This is a genomic window from Streptomyces sp. NPDC017095 (genome assembly GCF_044332325.1).
Taxonomy (GTDB): Bacteria; Actinomycetota; Actinomycetes; order Streptomycetales; family Streptomycetaceae; genus Streptomyces.
This window is the reverse complement of record NZ_JBIROU010000008.1, coordinates 338,477-352,185: the sequence shown is the minus strand read 5'-3', so window position 1 is coordinate 352,185 and position 13,709 is coordinate 338,477. Positions and strand designations below refer to the sequence as shown.

Genomic DNA, 13,709 nt, shown 5'->3' with positions numbered 1-13,709 from the left:
ACCGCCGGCCACCACCTCACAGCCCCTCGACCCACCCGCTCTCCCCGCCCGCCCGGCTCCCGGCCGCACGCCGCCCAGGCAGCCGCCGGTCACCGGTCCGGGACGGCCGAGCGGGTGCCGGAGGCAGGCAGCGCCACCCCACTTCAGCCCAGAGGAGCCGTCATGAACGCCACCCCCACCCCCGACGGCCGCTCCGGCGCCCCCGACGACCAGGGAGACCCCGCCGCCCAGCCCGCCGTACCCCTCACCGACGCCGTCCCCCAGCAGAAGAAGCGCCAGGTGGACCCCGCGCGCCGGACGGTGCCCGGCCCCGACCCGCTGGAGGACCCCGATCCCCGCGGCGCGGCCCAGGCCGCCACCGCCGAGAACCTCCTGCGGTGCTGGGTACGGGAGACCGGCCTCGCCGCACCCGCCACCGCGAGCCTGCGCATCCCGCTGCCCGCCAGCGGCACCGCCCTGATCGCGCCGGTCCGCTACTGGTCCCCGACCGGCTGGCACCGCTTCGGCCCGCTGCGCCTCGCCTACGCGCCCGACACCGCGCCACCCGTCGACGCCGTCACCCTCGCGGCCCTGCTGTCCAGGGAGTCGCCCGGCATCCAGGCGACCACGCCGCACACCCCGGATGACGGGGCCCGACCACGTCTCCTCGACGGCCCCGGTACGCCTCCCGGCGGCAGCACCGGCACCATCCCTGGGCCCGCGGGCGGCACCGGCACTCGACCGGGTGCCGGCCCCGGCACCAGCGGCTCCCACCCTGCCCCAGCCGAGGACCCCGCACCCGACCTGGCCACCGGCCACGGTCCCGACGACGGCGACCTCGTAGCCAGGGTCGCCGACTCCGTGCGCCGTACCGCGGAGTTCATCCGGCACCGGCGTGACCATCCGGCCGACGCCCCCGACCTCTTCCTCAGCGCCGAACAGGCTCTCCTCCTCGGGCACCCGCTGCACCCGGCCCCGAAGAGCCGGGAAGGCCTGACCGAGGCGGAAGCCGGCCGCTACTCACCCGAGACGCACGGCTCCTTCCCCCTGCACTGGTTCGCTGTCGCCCCCTCCCTCCTCGCCACCGACTCGGCCTGGACCGAGCGCGGCCGTCCCGTTCCCGCCGGTGATCTCGTCCACCACCTCGCCGGCCCCGGCCTGCCGCTGCCCGACGGCTACACCGCCCTGCCCCTGCACCCCTGGCAGGCACGCGAGGTACGGCACCGCCCGGCCGTCGCCGCACTCCTCGACTCCGGCCTCCTCCGCGACCTCGGCCCACTCGGCACCCACTGGCACCCCACCTCCTCCGTACGCACCGTCCACCGGCCCGGCGCCCCCGCGATGCTCAAGCTCTCGCTGGCCTTGCGCATCACCAACTCCCGGCGGGAGAACCTGCGCAAGGAACTCCACCGCGGAGTCGAGGTCCACCGGCTGCTGCGCACCGGGCTCGCCGAGCGGTGGCGGACGGCGCACCCCGCCTTCGACATCGTCCGCGACCCGGCCTGGCTCGCCGTCGACGACCCGGACGGACTGCCCCTGCCGGGACTCGACGTGATGATCCGGCACAACCCGTTCACCCCGGCCGACGACGTCGGCTGCGTCGCCGGACTCCTCTCACCCCGCCCCTTCGCCGTACCGCCCGCCGACACCGCACCGCGGCCGGCCGCCTGGCCGGTGCGGTCACGCCTGGCCCACCTCCTCACACGGCTCGCCGTACGCACCGGCCGGCCCCTCGGCGCCGTGGCGGCGGAGTGGTTCCTGCGCTACCTGGAGCAGGTCGTCCGGCCCGTCCTCTGGCTGGACGGCGAGGCCGGCATCGCCCTCGAAGCGCACCAGCAGAACACGCTGCTCCTGCTGGACGGCGACGGCTGGCCCGCCGGCGGCCGGTACCGCGACAACCAGGGGTACTACTTCCGCGCGTCCCGGCGGGCCGAACTGGCCTCCCGGCTGCCCGGCATCGGCGAGCACAGCGACACCTTCGTCCCGGACGAGGTCGCCGACGAGCGCTTCGCCTACTACCTCGCCGTGAACAACGTCTTCGGCCTGATCGGTGCCCTCGGCTCCCAGCACCTCGCCGACGAGCGACTGCTCCTCGCGGCCTTCCGCCGGTTCCTCGCCGCCCTGGCGTCGGGGCCGGCACCGCTGCGCTCCTCCCTGCCCGGCCTCCTGCTCGACTCACCCGGCTTGCGCTGCAAGGCCAACCTGCTGACCCGGCTGCGCGGACTCGACGAACTCGCCGGCCCGGTCGACACCCAGTCCGTCTACGTCACCATCGCCAACCCCCTTCATTCCTGAGCGGCACCCCTCCGCGCACCGCCTGAGCGGACCGCGCCCTCCGCGCGCCGCACCGCCTTGCCGGTCCTCCGAGGGCCCTGACCCACCTCGTCTCCTGAGAGGAGAGCATCCGTGCCTCCCACCGAAGTGATCGCCGGGACCGGCCCCGCCTTCGCCGACCTGAACAGCGCCGGTCCACGGGAGTCCACCGCGGGCCCCCGGACCTCCCCGTTCGGCGGGCTCACCGTCGAGGACGACGACCCGGACGGCGAGGACACGCTGAACCTGGAGCTGCCCGCCGAGTTCCTCGCCCTGCGGGCCGGGACGACGGCCGGACCCCTCGGCCGGCTCGCCGCCTGGGGCCCGGTCACGACCCCGGCCGGCGCCTTCCGGCTCGTGCCCGTACGCGTCGACCAGGACGTGCCGCTCATCCACCGGTGGATGAACGACCCGGCCGTCGCCGACTTCTGGGAACTCGCCGGGCCCCGGCGGCGGACCGAGGACCACGTGCGGGCCCAGTTCCACGGCGACGGGCGCTGCGTACCGTGTCTCGGCGTGCTGGACGGCACCCCGATGAGCTACTGGGAGGTCTACCGGGCGGACCTGGATCCGCTGGCCCGCCGCTACCCGGCCCGTCCGCACGACGCCGGGATCCATCTCCTCGTCGGCGACGCCGCGAACCGGGCCCGAGGACTGGGCTCCGTCCTGCTGCGTGCCGTGGCCGACCTGATCCTCGACCGGCGCCCCGCCTGTACACGGGTGGTGGCGGAACCCGATCTTCGCAACACTCCTTCCGTCGCCGCGTTCCTGAGCGCCGGTTTCCGGTTCGAGGCCGAGGTCGACCTGCCCGGCAAGCGGGCCGCCCTCATGATCCGGGACCGGGTCCTGCGCGATGTGCTGTAGCGCACCGTGCACGGGTGCTCACCATGAGAGACGAACGGCGGTGCCGCGGTGTTCCCGGACCGGAGAGAAAAATTCGGCGCGCGTCCACACCAACCGAGAGCGGAGACCCGAGACCCGAGGCCGAGCCTCCGAGCCGACCTCGGACAGCTGACCATCCGAGCCGCCCTCGCCCAGCTGAGTCTCCGAGCCGCCCGCCTCCCGTGAGCCCCCGAGCCGCCCTCGCCCAGTCACCCCCCACCGACCCGCCCACCACCCAGGAGCCCCGGCCGTGATCCAGCCCCCCACCCCCGCCACGACCCCCCGTTTGTCAGTGCAGGGCCGTAGGGTGGTCGGGCTATGACGAAGCCCTCCCTCTCCGAACTCCTGCATGCCGCCGTCTCCGCCGTCGGCGGCACGGAGCGCCCCGGCCAGGTGACCATGGCCGAAGCGGTCGCCGAGGCGATCGACGACGGATCCCACCTGCTGGTCCAGGCCGGCACCGGCACCGGTAAGTCGCTGGGCTATCTCGTGCCCGCGCTCGCGCACGGAGACAGGGTGATCGTGGCGACGGCCACCCTCGCCCTGCAGCGCCAGCTCGTGGAGCGGGACCTGCCGCGCACGGTGGACGCCCTGCACCCGCTGCTGCGCCGCCGCCCCGACTTCGCCATGCTCAAGGGCCGGTCGAACTACCTGTGCCTGCACCGCCTGCACGAGGGCATGCCGCAGGACGAGGAGGAGGGGCTCTTCGACCAGTTCGAGGCCGCCGCGCCCACCAGCAAGCTGGGCCAGGACCTGCTGCGGCTGCGGGACTGGGCGGACGAGACCGAGAACGGCGACCGGGACGACCTCACCCCCGGTGTCTCCGACCGCGCCTGGGCGCAGGTGTCGGTGTCGTCGCGGGAGTGCCTGGGCGCGTCGAAGTGCGCGTACGGCGCGGAGTGCTTCGCGGAGATGGCCCGGGAGCGGGCCAAGCTGGCCGAGGTCGTGGTCACGAACCACGCCCTGCTGGCCATCGACGCCATCGAAGGCGCCCCGGTGCTGCCGCAGCACGAGGTGCTGATCGTGGACGAGGCACACGAACTCGTCTCCCGCGTCACCGGCGTCGCCACCGGCGAACTCACTCCCGGCCAGGTCAACCGGGCCGTCCGCCGAGCCGCCAAACTGGTCAACGAGAAGGCCGCCGACCAGCTCCAGACCGCCGCCGAGGGCTTCGAGCGGCTCATGGAACTCGCCCTGCCCGGTCGCCTGGAGGAGATCCCGGAAGACCTCGGCTACGCCCTGACGGCCCTGCGGGACGCCGCCCGTACGGTGATCTCCGCGATCGGCGCGACCCGCGACAAGTCCGTCCAGGACGAGGACGCGGTCCGCAAGCAGGCGCTCGCCTCGGTGGAGTCGGTGCACGACGTGGCGGAGCGGGTCGTGAACGGCTCGGAGTGGGACGTCGTCTGGTACGAACGGCACGACCGCTTCGGCGCGTCCCTCAGGGTCGCTCCCATGTCGGTCTCCGGCCTGCTCCGGGAGAAGCTCTTCGCCGACCGGTCCGTGGTCCTCACCTCGGCCACGCTCAAGCTGGGCGGCGACTTCAACGGGGTCGGCGCCTCCCTGGGGCTCGGCCCGGAGGGCGCGGAGGGCGAGGACCTGCCGAAGTGGAAGGGCGTCGACGTCGGCTCGCCCTTCGACTATCCCCGGCAGGGCATCCTGTACGTCGCCAAGCACCTGGCGCGTCCGGCGCGCGACGGTGACCGCGCCGACATGCTGGACGAGCTGACCGAGCTGATCCAGGCGGCCGGCGGGCGCACGCTCGGGCTGTTCTCCTCCATGCGGGCCGCGCAGCTCGCCGCGGAGGAGCTGCGCTCGCGGATCCCGGAGTTCCCGATCCTCCTCCAGGGCGAGGAGACGCTCGGCGAACTGATCAAGAACTTCGCCGCCGACCCGAAGACGTGTCTCTTCGGCACGCTGTCGCTCTGGCAGGGCGTCGACGTCCCGGGCCCCAGTTGTCAGCTGGTCGTCATGGACAAGATCCCGTTCCCGCGTCCCGACGACCCGCTGATGAGCGCGCGCCAGAAGGCGGTCGAGGACGCCGGCGGCAACGGTTTCATGGCGGTGGCCGCCACCCATGCCGCCCTGCTCATGGCGCAGGGGGCCGGCCGTCTCGTCCGGGCGTCCGGTGACCGCGGTGTGGTCGCCGTGCTCGACCAGCGGCTGGCCACCGCGCGCTACGGCGCTTACCTCAAGGCGTCACTTCCGGACTTCTGGTACACCACGGACCGCAATCAGGTCCGCAGGTCCCTCGCCGCGATCGACGCGGCGGCGACGGCCGACGGCAAGTGACCCGGCCGAGGGCGGACCTCAGCTGACCGAGGGGTGGCCGGATCGGCCACCCCTCGGTCGACTCGGCCTCGCCGGGCCGCCTCGGAGGCGAGCAGGGCCCCGGAACCGGCGCAGGGGTCCCGGGGCCCGGTCAGGGAGTGCGGGCGAGCAGGGCTCGCCCGCCACAGCGGTCAGACGCGCCGCAGTACGGCGACGACCTTGCCCAGGATGGTGGCGTCGTCGCCGGGGATCGGCTCGTAGGCCGCGTTGTGGGGGAGGAGCCAGACGTGGCCGTCCTCGCGCTTGAAGCGCTTGACGGTGGCCTCGCCGTCGAGCATGGCGGCCACGATGTCGCCGTTCTCGGCGACCGGCTGGCGGCGCACGGTGACCCAGTCGCCGTCACAGATCGCGGCCTCGATCATGGAGTCGCCGACGACCTTGAGGACGAAGAGTTCACCGTCGCCGACGAGCTGGCGGGGAAGGGGGAAGACGTCCTCGACGGACTCCTCCGCGAGGATGGGGCCGCCGGCGGCGATCCGGCCGACCAGCGGGACGTACGACGCGGCGGGCTTGCCGGCGGTGTCCGTGGGCTGCACGGTGACCGTCTGGTCCGACCCGCGGACCTCGTAGGCGCGCGGGCGGTGCGGGTCGCGGCGCAGGAAGCCCTTGCGCTCCAGCGCCATCAGCTGATGGGCGACCGAGGACGTGCTGGAGAGACCGACGGCCTGGCCGATCTCCCGCATGGACGGCGGGTAGCCCCGCCGCTGCACCGAGTCCCTGATGACCTCGATCACCCGGCGCTGCCGGTCGGTGAGTCCGGAGCTGTCCGCCCGGATGCCTGGAGGTCGGCCCGGCAGGGAGCGCTTGTGTCCCTCGGGATTCGTGGCTTCGTTCATCGCGTGTACCGGCTCGACCCGGCCCTGGGAGCGGTCCTGGGCGGTGATGGCGGCACTGTCTGCGGTGGTGGTCACGTCGGCCCCTCTCGATGGTCTCCCTGCTGCACAACGGTAGTTGCTTTCGAAAGGTTGCGCCAAACACACGTTCGAGTGAAAAAGTCCGATTCACCTGTCGTGATCGTGTGTCTGGGTGTATAGGTCACGCGACACTTGCCGGACAAAAGCGCCCATTGTTGTACTCTTCACCACCGAGGCCGGTCGCCTCGTGAGCGGTGTTCTCAGTCTGCCATCCGGAATCCCGCGGTCCGGGAGCCGGGGCCCGTTCTCTGCGGGAGCGCCACGCCTTCTCCCTGTGGCGCCCACCGTATCCCCGCGAGCGCCACGGCGCCGCGGCTGTGCGCCCGCGTGTTTCCGCGGGCCCCCGCCGGCGCCCGGGGCGCCGGTCCGGCGCGACACGCGTCTCTGCCTCCACGTATCGGCCGATCCCCACATCTAGTGGTTGGATGGCTACAGCAGCCCACAAGTTGTGGTCCCCCCGGTCGGAACCGGCTCGACGATCGCCTATGCTTAGGGCTGCTTCGCGAGGCCCATGGGTCCAGCGAGGCTGACGAGTCTGCTGTGAGGAGGGTTGGAGAACATGCACTGCCCCTTCTGCAGGCACCCCGACAGCCGCGTGGTCGACAGTCGTACGACCGACGACGGCACGTCCATCCGCAGGCGCCGCCAGTGCCCTGACTGCTCCCGTCGTTTCACGACCGTGGAGACGTGCTCGCTCATGGTGGTGAAGCGGTCCGGGGTCACCGAGCCGTTCAGCCGCACCAAGGTCATCAACGGCGTGCGCAAGGCGTGCCAGGGGCGGCCTGTCACCGAGGACGCGCTCGCCCAGCTCGGGCAGCGGGTCGAAGAGGCGGTGCGCGCGACCGGAAGCGCCGAGCTGACCACCCACGACGTGGGGCTGGCCATACTCGGTCCGCTTCAGGAGCTGGACCTCGTCGCCTTTCTGCGGTTCGCCTCGGTCTACCGGGCGTTCGACTCGCTCGAGGACTTCGAGGCTGCCATCGCGGAGCTGAGGCAGGCGACGCGAGACCCCGGCGTGGACGGGCAGGACGCGGGAACGGGGAGCCAGGAAGACGATCGCGGGCCCGGCGGGACCACCGAGGTCCCCGCGCCCGCGCGCGCCGCCGACTGACCGGCGGGCCGGAACCCGGGCACGGATCCCGGTTCCGGTCGTGCGGCGGCGAACAAAGACCTGTCGCGGGCGGCGGCTGAGGGTGCCCGCGACGCAAGACGGAAACACGTGTCCATAGGAACAAATGGGCACTTCAGGGCGTTTTCGCCCGTACAGGGAGGCGGCATGACAGAGACGGCGAGCGGTCCGGCACGAGGTTCCCGAGCCAAGGGCGCCAAGGCCACCAGGGGACTGCGTATCGAGCGCATCCACACCACGCCCGGAGTGCACCCGTATGACGAGGTGACGTGGGAGCGCCGTGACGTCGTCATGACCAACTGGCGCGACGGCTCGGTCAACTTCGAGCAGCGTGGCGTCGAGTTCCCCGACTTCTGGTCGGTGAACGCGGTCAACATCGTCACCAGCAAGTACTTCCGCGGTGCCGTCGGCACCCCGCAGCGCGAGACCAGCCTGAGGCAGCTGATCGACCGCATCGTGAAGACGTACCGGAAGGCCGGTGAGGACTACAAGTACTTCGCTTCCCCCGCCGACGCCGAGATCTTCGAGCACGAGCTGGCGTACGCCCTCCTGCACCAGATCTTCAGCTTCAACAGCCCCGTCTGGTTCAACGTCGGCACCAAGCAGCCCCAGCAGGTCTCCGCCTGCTTCATCCTGTCCGTCGACGACTCCATGGAGTCGATCCTCGACTGGTACAAGGAAGAGGGCATGATCTTCAAGGGCGGCTCCGGGGCCGGCCTGAACCTCTCCCGCATCCGCTCCTCCAAGGAACTGCTCTCCTCCGGCGGCAACGCCTCCGGCCCGGTCTCCTTCATGCGCGGCGCCGACGCCTCCGCCGGCACCATCAAGTCCGGTGGTGCCACCCGCCGCGCCGCCAAGATGGTCGTGCTCGACGTCGACCACCCCGACATCGAGGACTTCATCGAGACCAAGGTCAAGGAGGAGGAGAAGATCCGCGTCCTGCGCGACGCGGGTTACGACATGGACCTGGGCGGCGACGACATCGCCTCCGTCCAGTACCAGAACGCCAACAACTCGGTCCGCGTGAACGACGAGTTCATGACGGCGGTCGAGGAGGGCGACAAGTTCGGTCTGCGGGCCCGGATGACCGGCGAGGTCATCGAGGAGGTCGACGCCAAGGCGCTCTTCCGCAAGATCGCCGAGGCCGCCTGGGCCTGCGCCGACCCGGGCATCCAGTACGACGACACGATCAACAACTGGCACACCTGCCCCGAGTCCGGCCGGATCACCGCGTCGAACCCGTGCAGCGAGTACATGCACCTGGACAACACGTCCTGCAACCTGGCCTCGCTGAACCTGATGAAGTTCCTGAAGGACGACGGCAAGGGCAACCAGTCCTTCCAGACGGAGCGCTTCCAGAAGGTCGTCGAGCTGGTCATCACCGCGATGGACATCTCGATCTGCTTCGCGGACTTCCCGACCCAGAAGATCGGCGAGAACACCCGCGCGTTCCGCCAGCTCGGCATCGGCTACGCCAACCTCGGCGCCCTGCTGATGGCCACCGGCCACGCCTACGACTCCGACGGCGGCCGCGCCCTGGCCGGCGCCATCACCTCCCTGATGACGGGTACGGCCTACCGCCGCTCCGCCGAGCTGGCCGAGGTCGTCGGCACCTACGACGGCTACGCCCGCAACGCCGACGCCCACCAGCGCGTCATGAAGCAGCACGCCGACGCCAACGGCACGGCCGTCCGCATGGACGACCTGGACAACCCGGTCTGGGCCGCCGCCACGGAGGCCTGGCAGGACGTCCTGCGTCTCGGCGAGAAGAACGGTTTCCGTAACTCCCAGGCGTCCGTCCTGGCGCCGACCGGCACCATCGGTCTCGCGATGTCCTGCGACACCACCGGTGTCGAGCCCGACCTCGCGCTGGTGAAGTTCAAGAAGCTGGTCGGCGGCGGCTCGATGCAGATCGTCAACGGCACCGTCCCGCAGGCCCTGCGCCGCCTGGGCTACCAGGAGGAGCAGATCGAGGCGATCGTCGCCCACATCGCCGAGCACGGCAACGTGATCGACGCTCCCGGCCTCAAGCAGGAGCACTACGAGGTGTTCGACTGCGCCATGGGCGAGCGCGCCATCTCCCCGATGGGCCACGTCCGCATGATGGCCGCGATCCAGCCGTGGATCTCCGGCGCCATCTCCAAGACGGTCAACATGCCGGAGACGGCGACCGTCGAAGAGGTCGAGGAAATCTACTTCGAGGCGTGGAAGCTGGGCGTCAAGGCGCTCGCGATCTACCGCGACAACTGCAAGGTGGGCCAGCCGCTCTCCGCCAAGAAGAAGGACACGGCGGACGAGAAGAAGCCCGAGGAGCCCGCGGCCGTCGAGACCAAGGTCGAGAAGGTCGTCGAGTACCGCCCGGTCCGCAAGCGCCTCCCCAAGGGCCGTCCGGGGATCACCACGTCCTTCACGGTCGGTGGTGCCGAGGGCTACATGACCGCCAACTCCTACCCCGACGACGGTCTCGGCGAGGTCTTCCTGAAGATGTCCAAGCAGGGATCCACCCTCGCGGGCATGATGGACGCCTTCTCCATCGCCGTCTCCGTCGGCCTCCAGTACGGCGTTCCGCTCGAGACGTACGTCTCGAAGTTCACCAACATGCGCTTCGAGCCGGCCGGTATGACGGACGACCCGGACGTGCGGATGGCCCAGTCGATCGTCGACTACATCTTCCGCCGCCTGGCGCTGGACTTCCTGCCCTTCGAGACCCGCTCCGCGCTCGGCATCCACTCCGCCGAGGAGCGTCAGCGCCACCTGGAGACCGGTTCCTACGAGCCGGCCGACGACGAGGTCGACGTCGAGGGCCTGGCCCAGTCCGCCCCGCGGGCCCAGGAGCTGAAGGCGGTCGCCACGCCGAAGGCGGAGACCGAGGCGGCCAAGCCCGCCCCGAAGCAGGCCCACACCAGCGCCGAGCTGGTCGAGATGCAGCTGGGCATCCAGGCCGACGCCCCGCTGTGCTTCTCCTGCGGCACGAAGATGCAGCGGGCCGGTTCCTGCTACATCTGCGAGGGCTGCGGCTCCACCAGCGGCTGCAGCTGATGACACGCCGTCCGTGAAGTAAGGGGCGCCGGCCATGGCCGGCGCCCCTTACCCATGCGGATCGCGCGCGCAGGTCAGGGCCGGTGTGCCCGGCCCATGACCTGGGTGAAGGTCTCCGAGTCGTCGAAGCCGTGCACGCCGGGGCGGAAGGTCCACTCCCCGGAGCCGTCCCGGACGAACTCGGCGATCGTGGCGGCCGTCGCGGCGGGCACCGCGGCGAAGTCGTCCTCGGCGAGCACGGTGTAGCCCTCACGGATGCGCATGGCCGGGTTCAGCACCCCGGTGAAGGACCGCTGTCCGTACCGCTGCTGGATGACGACACCCACCACCACGCGCGTGTAGCGGCCGTCGAGCCGTTCCAGTTCGAGCGTCATCACCTCGTCCCAGCCGAACCCCTTGCCGTCCGTGCTGTCACGGTTGAGGGTGATCGTGCCGTCCGGTGAGCGGCTGTCGAAGTGCACCAGATAGGCCGGACTCCCGTACGCGTCACCCGACTCGAAGGTCGCGGCGACGATGTCGAGATCGGTCGGCGGACGGCCCGCAGGACTGGGGTCCCACTTGAGCGAGACCTCGACCTTGCTGATTCCCTTATTGAAGCCGGTCACTGGGCTTCCCCTTCCCCCTGTGGCTCGCTCGACCCCAACTCCCGTGCAGCGGGGATTGCTTGTCCATCGTGCCATGCACGAGGGGGCGCGTGCGGGCGATCTCCGAGGAGCGTGACCGGCGCCACGTCCGTGGCCTTACGATGGCGCGGTGCTGGTCAAGTGGATTCGCTGCACCGTGGTGGACCGCCGCGGGTTCGAGCGGGGGCAGCGGAAATGGGCGGGGCTTCTGGGGGAGCCGGGTTTCCGGGGACAGGGCGGGGGCTGGAGCCGGCAGCGGCCGGGAGTGGCGCACACCTTCGCCTTCTGGGAGAGCCGGGCCTTCTACGACTCCTTCATGGCCCGCTCCCACGACCGCCTGGCCGCCGCCCAGTCCGGCACGTTCAAGGACGCCCAGGCCAAGCTGTTCGAGTACCGCTTCGACGTGAAGACGGGCTTCGAGCCGCGCTTCACCGACGCCGATCTGGTCCGCGTGGCCCTGTGCCGGGTCCGCGAGGAGCGTGTCGAGCACTTCACCCTCATGCAGGAGAAGGTCTGGAACCCCGCGATGGCCGGCTCGCCCGGCATGATCCGCGGCATGTTCGGGGAGGCGCCCGAGCAGGAGTTCCTGGTCCTGTCGATGTGGCGGTCGGCGGCCGAGCACGGGAAGTACCGGACGGAGCGTGTGGAGCGCCTCGCCCTGCGCGCCCAGACGGAGGCGGACATCGCGGCGCTCTCCGGTGACCTCGTGGACCTGGAGCCCTCCTGGACGGTCTGAGCCGACGGCCGTACAGGTGTTCACCGGTACCGCCCGGGTAGTCTCGCGATGACGCTGAGTTGTTCCGGCACCCGGGAACGTGTGACCTACGCCGTATATCCTGTGACCTACGCCGTATGGAGCCGGTGCGGGTGCTCGGCTCCCCGTCGTTCGATCTAGGGTTTTGGCATGGCACGACCACGGCGCATCGTCCTTGTCCGGCACGGCGAGTCCATGGGCAACGTCGACGACTCCGTGTACGAGCGGGAGCCCGACCACGCCCTCGCGCTGACCGAGCGCGGCCGCCAGCAGGCCGAGGAGACCGGGAAACGGCTCCGGGAGCTGTTCGGCCGGGAGCAGGTGAGCGTGTACGTCTCCCCGTACCGCCGCACCCACGAGACGCTCGACGGCTTCCGCCTCGACCCCGGGCTGATACGTGTCCGGGAGGAGCCCAGACTGCGCGAGCAGGACTGGGGCAACTGGCAGGACCGCGACGACGTACGGCTGCAGAAGGCCTACCGCGACGCCTACGGCCACTTCTTCTTCAGGTTCCCGCAGGGCGAGTCGGGCGCCGACGTGTACGACCGGGTCGGCGGCTTCCTGGAGAGCCTGTTCCGCAGCTTCGAGGCCCCCGACCACCCGCCGAACGTCCTCCTGGTGACCCACGGGCTCGCCATGCGGCTGTTCTGCATGCGCTGGTTCCACTGGACGGTCGCGGAATTCGAGTCGCTGTCCAATCCCGGGAACGCCGAGATGCGGATGCTCGTTCTCGGAGAGGACGGCAAGTACACACTCGACCGGCCCTTCGAGCGGTGGCGCGAACCGGTGCCGTACTGGGGCACCGGATAAAGTGGCAGGGCGATGACCGTTGACTCCTCATCCTCCGGGCGCCTGGCGCGTGCGCTGACGAGCCTGCGCGGGCTGGCGGTGGGGGACGCGCTGGGCTCCCAGTTCTTCGTGCCCGCGCACCATCCCCTGCTCAAGCGCCGCGAGCTGCCCGCGGGCCCCTGGCAGTGGACGGACGACACCGAGATGGCCTGCTCCGTGGTCGCCGTCCTCGCCGCCCACCACCGGATCGACCAGGACGCGCTGGCCCGCTCCTTCGCCGAGCACCACGACGTCGACCGGGGATACGGCCCGGCGGTCAGCGAGCTGCTCCGTCTGGTCCGTGCGGGTGAGGACTGGCGTCCGCTGGCGGCCGGACTCTTCGCCGGCCTGGGGTCCTGGGGCAACGGCGCGGCGATGCGGATCGCGCCGCTGGGCGCCTGGTACGCGGACGACCCGGAGCAGGCGACCCACCAGGCGGAGATCTCGGCGTACACCACGCACCAGCACCGGGAAGCCGTGGTCGGCGCCATGGCCGTCGCCGCGGCGGCGGCACTGGCCGGCTCGCCGGACGGTCCGCCCGCCCCCGAGGCGCTCCTGGACGGGGTCGTCGCCCTCGTGCCGAAGAGCGCGGTCGGCCAGGGCCTGCGCCGCGCCCGGGACATGCTGGACTACGGCGACGCGGCCACCGTCGCGGCCGTCCTGGGCTGCGGACGCCGTACGACCGCCCATGACACCGTCCCCTTCGCGCTCTGGTCCGCCGCGCGGTCCCTCGGTGATTACGCGTCGGCGTTCTGGACCACGGCCCAGGTCGGCGGGGACATCGACACGACCTGCGCGATCGTCGGGGGCGTGCTCGCCGCGAGTGAGGCGGGGGCCCCGCCCGCCGCATGGGTGAAGCGCACCGAGGCCCTGCCGGACTGGGTGCCCACGGGCGTCTGACGGGTTCCGTCGTCGGC

10 protein-coding genes are annotated in these 13,709 nt (G+C 71.4%); 8 read left to right on the top strand and 2 right to left on the bottom strand.

What is annotated here, in order from left to right; all coding sequences use genetic code 11:
• Nucleotides 1-162: 162 nt before the first annotated feature.
• From ACH4OA_RS18575 to ACH4OA_RS18565, 3 genes are all read left to right on the top strand, one after another.
• Nucleotides 163-2,274, top strand: a complete 2,112-nt coding sequence (locus ACH4OA_RS18575) for an IucA/IucC family protein (RefSeq protein ID WP_397969811.1) — start codon at nt 163-165, stop codon at nt 2,272-2,274.
• 111 nt (nt 2,275-2,385) lie between these two features.
• A complete protein-coding gene (locus ACH4OA_RS18570; RefSeq protein ID WP_397969809.1) occupies nt 2,386-3,156 on the top strand; it encodes a GNAT family N-acetyltransferase in 771 nt (256 codons plus the stop codon).
• 336 nt (nt 3,157-3,492) lie between these two features.
• Nucleotides 3,493-5,466 (top strand): ATP-dependent DNA helicase, encoded by a 1,974-nt coding sequence (locus ACH4OA_RS18565; protein ID WP_397943263.1) that lies wholly within the window; start codon nt 3,493-3,495, stop codon nt 5,464-5,466.
• Between the two features lie 170 nt (nt 5,467-5,636).
• On the opposite strand, the gene lexA is transcribed toward ACH4OA_RS18565, so the two are convergent.
• Entirely contained in the window at nt 5,637-6,416 is a 780-nt protein-coding gene (lexA, locus tag ACH4OA_RS18560) for a transcriptional repressor LexA (RefSeq protein ID WP_365874911.1), read from the bottom strand.
• A 562-nt stretch (nt 6,417-6,978) separates the two neighbouring features.
• Between lexA and nrdR the strand changes: the two genes are divergently transcribed.
• Together nrdR and ACH4OA_RS18550 are read left to right on the top strand one after the other, a co-directional pair.
• On the top strand, nt 6,979-7,530 hold the full coding sequence (gene nrdR / locus ACH4OA_RS18555; protein ID WP_365874909.1) for a transcriptional regulator NrdR: 552 nt from the start codon (nt 6,979-6,981) through the stop codon (nt 7,528-7,530).
• Nucleotides 7,531-7,695: 165 nt separating this feature from the next.
• A complete protein-coding gene (locus ACH4OA_RS18550; protein WP_397943265.1) occupies nt 7,696-10,587 on the top strand; it encodes a vitamin B12-dependent ribonucleotide reductase in 2,892 nt (963 codons plus the stop codon).
• 74 nt (nt 10,588-10,661) lie between these two features.
• On the opposite strand, the gene ACH4OA_RS18545 is transcribed toward ACH4OA_RS18550, so the two are convergent.
• Nucleotides 10,662-11,192 (bottom strand): TerD family protein, encoded by a 531-nt coding sequence (locus tag ACH4OA_RS18545; protein ID WP_397943267.1) that lies wholly within the window; start codon nt 11,190-11,192, stop codon nt 10,662-10,664.
• A gap of 148 nt (nt 11,193-11,340) precedes the next feature.
• Here ACH4OA_RS18545 and ACH4OA_RS18540 point away from each other — a divergent pair, with 148 nt between their 5' ends.
• From ACH4OA_RS18540 to ACH4OA_RS18530, 3 genes are all read left to right on the top strand, one after another.
• A complete protein-coding gene (locus tag ACH4OA_RS18540) occupies nt 11,341-11,946 on the top strand; it encodes a YdbC family protein (protein ID WP_365874903.1) in 606 nt (201 codons plus the stop codon).
• Nucleotides 11,947-12,114: 168 nt separating this feature from the next.
• Nucleotides 12,115-12,774, top strand: a complete 660-nt coding sequence (locus ACH4OA_RS18535; protein ID WP_397969807.1) for a histidine phosphatase family protein — start codon at nt 12,115-12,117, stop codon at nt 12,772-12,774.
• 12 nt (nt 12,775-12,786) lie between these two features.
• Complete coding sequence (locus ACH4OA_RS18530; RefSeq protein WP_397969805.1) at nt 12,787-13,692, top strand: ADP-ribosylglycohydrolase family protein; 906 nt, start codon at nt 12,787-12,789, stop codon at nt 13,690-13,692.
• Nucleotides 13,693-13,709: the final 17 nt, after the last annotated feature.

What these genes read in the sequence shown, in the direction of transcription:
- ACH4OA_RS18575 (WP_397969811.1), top strand. Translation starts at nt 163, where the DNA reads ATGAACGCCACCCCCACCCCCGACGGCCGCTCCGGCGCCCCCGACGAC.
- ACH4OA_RS18565 (WP_397943263.1), top strand. Translation starts at nt 3,493, where the DNA reads ATGACGAAGCCCTCCCTCTCCGAACTCCTGCATGCCGCCGTCTCCGCC.
- nrdR (WP_365874909.1), top strand. Translation starts at nt 6,979, where the DNA reads ATGCACTGCCCCTTCTGCAGGCACCCCGACAGCCGCGTGGTCGACAGT.
- ACH4OA_RS18550 (WP_397943265.1), top strand. Translation starts at nt 7,696, where the DNA reads ATGACAGAGACGGCGAGCGGTCCGGCACGAGGTTCCCGAGCCAAGGGC.
- ACH4OA_RS18535 (WP_397969807.1), top strand. Translation starts at nt 12,115, where the DNA reads ATGGCACGACCACGGCGCATCGTCCTTGTCCGGCACGGCGAGTCCATG.
- ACH4OA_RS18530 (WP_397969805.1), top strand. Translation starts at nt 12,787, where the DNA reads ATGACCGTTGACTCCTCATCCTCCGGGCGCCTGGCGCGTGCGCTGACG.